This is a genomic window from Salinisphaera sp. G21_0 (genome assembly GCF_017744115.1).
Taxonomy (GTDB): domain Bacteria; phylum Pseudomonadota; class Gammaproteobacteria; order Pseudomonadales; family Endozoicomonadaceae; genus Endozoicomonas.
Genome location: NZ_JAGHQW010000139.1, coordinates 1 through 3,048 on the forward strand (window position 1 = coordinate 1; position 3,048 = coordinate 3,048).

At 49.0% G+C, this 3,048-nt stretch carries 5 protein-coding genes and 2 pseudogenes; 2 read left to right on the top strand and 5 right to left on the bottom strand.

Going from position 1 to position 3,048, the window contains the following annotated elements; all coding sequences use genetic code 11:
- The 3 genes and pseudogenes from J7439_RS25170 to J7439_RS27630 form a co-directional block, all read right to left on the bottom strand.
- A partial coding sequence (locus J7439_RS25170) for a hypothetical protein (RefSeq protein WP_209204804.1) occupies positions 1 to 241 on the bottom strand: 241 nt, incomplete at its 3' end.
- Positions 242 to 362: 121 nt separating this feature from the next.
- Positions 363 to 515, bottom strand: a pseudogene (locus tag J7439_RS27625) (hypothetical protein); the annotation flags it as partial.
- Positions 446 to 709 carry a DUF8612 domain-containing protein gene (locus J7439_RS27630; RefSeq protein ID WP_502950446.1) on the bottom strand — a complete coding sequence of 88 codons (264 nt, stop codon included), beginning with the start codon at positions 707 to 709 and terminating at the stop codon, positions 446 to 448. The pseudogene J7439_RS27625 and the gene J7439_RS27630, both read right to left, overlap by 70 nt.
- Before the next feature lie 689 nt (positions 710 to 1,398).
- On the opposite strand from J7439_RS27630, the gene J7439_RS25175 reads away from it, so the two are divergent.
- Positions 1,399 to 1,965, top strand: a complete 567-nt coding sequence (locus J7439_RS25175; RefSeq protein WP_209204805.1) for a hypothetical protein — start codon at positions 1,399 to 1,401, stop codon at positions 1,963 to 1,965.
- A gap of 36 nt (positions 1,966 to 2,001) precedes the next feature.
- Positions 2,002 to 2,127: a hypothetical protein gene (locus tag J7439_RS26790; protein WP_286198517.1), complete on the top strand. Its 126-nt coding sequence runs from the start codon at positions 2,002 to 2,004 to the stop codon at positions 2,125 to 2,127.
- A gap of 386 nt (positions 2,128 to 2,513) precedes the next feature.
- Here J7439_RS26790 and J7439_RS25180 read toward each other — a convergent pair whose 3' ends face one another.
- Both J7439_RS25180 and J7439_RS25185 read right to left on the bottom strand, forming a co-directional pair.
- Complete coding sequence (locus tag J7439_RS25180) at positions 2,514 to 2,663, bottom strand: hypothetical protein (RefSeq protein ID WP_209204806.1); 150 nt, start codon at positions 2,661 to 2,663, stop codon at positions 2,514 to 2,516.
- A gap of 20 nt (positions 2,664 to 2,683) precedes the next feature.
- Positions 2,684 to 3,048 (bottom strand): annotated as a pseudogene (locus tag J7439_RS25185) (hypothetical protein); the annotation flags it as partial.

Sequence of the window (3,048 nt, forward strand, 5' to 3'; positions counted from 1 at the left end):
TTTTTTCTACATCGGTAAAAGCGTTAATAGGGGTTTGGTAACGGTAGCCAGTTTTATGGCAGTGGTAAGAATAGTTTGAATTACATGGGGCTTTTTTTGCTATGAAAATGCAATTCCCGGACAGCCGATTAGCGCTGTTGGTGCGACAAATGTGACAGAACCCGGGCCAGAAAAGGTCATGCCTGGTACTGTGGCCATCGTCTCTGTGATTGGAGACGGTAGAACGGTGCTGAACAATCAAGATTTCTTAATGCTGCGATATGATTTTGCCTTCACTGTTTTTTGCACGACAGACAACTTATATTCAAAACAGGTGCCCTACCGGCAAAGCCACCAGTTTTTCTAAAAAGGGGAGCACCTTATCACCGTTGTAAACAATTACCCCCCCGCTGAATACTAGTTGCAATAAGCATTTCCAGAGTTGCGAACATCTCTTTCCTGATCGTCATGCCTGCCTTGACCTCAATGCCTGTGGCATGGCCATTATGCCCTGACAGAATAAAGTCCACTTCCCGCTGACTCTTGTCACATAATTCAGCGCCTCAGAAGAAACAGAAGACAATAATTTAAGCAGCTGCGCCATTTCGTCCAGCTTTTGCAGCTGAAAAACTTCTTTGATATCCCGCCGGATAATCGCATCAGTATAAGATCTGAACCAGCGTGTCCTTCGATTTGAAATAAGGCTGCATTGCTTTTGGATAACCACCACAAGCTATTGCCGAAATAACCTGGTCAAGCTCAATCAGCGACCCGAGCGGAGGAGTAAAATCCGCAGACAGTAGCTGATAATATCATGCTCTTCCTGCCTGCCAGCAGGCCTCTGCTTCAACTCGCTCTGACTGAATGGGCACTCTGCGTCGCCCTACCTCCCATATCCATGTGGTCGTCGAGATTCGGGGCAGTTTATGAAATATCCGGGTTAATGGGTATTAGCTGGTTCCCGTCCAAAAACACAACCAATTGAAAACTGGAGATTTTATCCTGAAAAATTAAGTGGAGCCCTACTGCTATTCGGCATCTAAACTTCCCAAGGCCAATAAACATCAGGGAAAGCCAAGCAGAGAGGGCCCCAAATGCGTAAAAAACGCAACCCGCAGTAGTGTAGTATGGAACTCCATTACGTACCTCATGAAATCTGCTCTTAGCTTTCCGGTATCTCGCAATGGCTTGATGCCCATCCACAGTTCAATGACTGGATTTATGAGGACTTAAGTTCTGGTGATAAACAGAACACTGGGCGGAACGGACTATCAGCAGAATCCGTTCTTCGTGCGGCACGACCGCTAAAGATCAGGGCATTGAGAAGGGACGCACTGTGGCTATTGACGGCACAGTCACCGAATCGGATATCAAACCTCCTTGCGACAGTGATCTTTTAGCCAGTTCCGTTAAAGAAATTTGTCGGCTGCTGGGGGACAAGCACTGACAGCGACATCGCTTTATGAATATACCCATCACAACCGAGCCGTAAAAGATGCGGCCAGAAAATGCATCTACGCTGGTAAAGAAGAGCGGCATCAGCATTATAAAAAACTGCTGCAGTTGACCCGAAAATCCCGGAAGGTGCTTGTCGAAGCCACTGTCAAGCTTGCAGACGCCCGTCAGCAGGGGCAGTGTCTCCTGGCTGATGATGCCGACAAGTGGCAGGCCGATGTGGATCACCTGTTACCCCTGGTGGATGCAATAGTCTCCCAGACAGAGCGCAGGGTCTTTAAGGGTGAAAAGGTGCCAGCCCAGGAGAAAGTGGTTAGCCTGTATGAACCCCATACGGATATCATCGTAAAAGACAGGCGGCAAGTGCAGTACGGCCATAAACTGAACCTGGTTCAGGGAAAAAGTCGATTGATCCTGGACCTGGTTATTGAGGAAGGTAACCCAGCGGATTCGGACCGATTCATTCCGATGATGGAAAGACAAAAAGAAATTTATGGTCGTGTACCTCGCCAGACAAGCAGTGACGGCTGATATGCGTGTCGCGCTAATTTGGAAAAAGCCAAGGCCATGGGTATCAGCGATGTGGCTTTTAATAAGAAGCGCGGACTTGAAGTCGAAGAGATGACTAAAAGTCAGTATGTGCATAAAACGCTCTTTCGCTTCCGGGCAGGTATTGAAGCAGGAATTTCGTAACTAAAAAGATGTTTTGGGTTATCACGTTGCCACTGCAAGGGTTCTGAGCGTTTTGACTCTCATTGCTGGTTATCGGTGGTCTGTTACAACCTGGTGATTCTGGCCAGGCACCCGGCACCATCCTGATAGCCAACTCCATTCTACATGGCAGTACCTTTCCAGCTTGGTGGGAGGATGTTTTCTGCCTGCTTTTTGCGTTTTTCTCCAATATCCGTTCCAGATTAGAGAAAAAAAGGGAGGAGTTTTCCTGGCTCTCTGGAATTTCAGGAAATATTAAAACGTACGTACAGTCCGGTTATGATTGCCTGATGCGTTTTTGGACGAGAACTATGTAGAAAGCATTGGAAAAGGCTGGGTTCATGACATGGCTGTGAGCAGGGGACTTTTTATCTCTTTCCCAGTGTTCGCCATGGGGCTGCTGCTATCTGTTGCCTACCTACCGGTTCACCATGGCTATCGTCAGAGTCAGTCCCATGTTTGGTCAGTACATGGTACACAGGGCTGCCTGGTGGGGTGGGTTTTCCAGTTTTCGCCATGGAGTTGCTGCCCTGTGTTGCTATACCGACCTGCCCGTCCCGTCCGCCAACGGTTCACCATGGTTATCGTCAGAGTCAGACCCATGTTTGGTCAGTACATGGTACACAGGGCTGCCTGGTCGGGTGGGTTTTCCAGTGTTCGCCACGGAGTTGCTGCCTGTTGCTATACCTGGCTGCCCGTCCGCCAACTTTTCACCATGGTTATCGTCAGAGTCAGTCCCATGTTTGGTCAGTACATGGTACACAGGGCTGCCTGGCCGGGTGGGTTTTCCAGTGTTCGCCACGGAGTTGCTGCCTGTTGCTATACCGGGCTGTCCGTCCGCCACCGGTTCACCATGGCTATCGTCAGAGTCAGTCCCATGTTTGGTCAGTACATGGTACACAG

Bases quoted from the DNA above. Each gene is read 5' to 3' on its own strand.
- J7439_RS26790 (WP_286198517.1), top strand. From the start codon at position 2,002: ATGGGTATCAGCGATGTGGCTTTTAATAAGAAGCGCGGACTTGAAGTC.
- J7439_RS25180 (WP_209204806.1), bottom strand. From the start codon at position 2,663: ATGGCGAAAACTGGAAAACCCACCCCACCAGGCAGCCCTGTGTACCAT.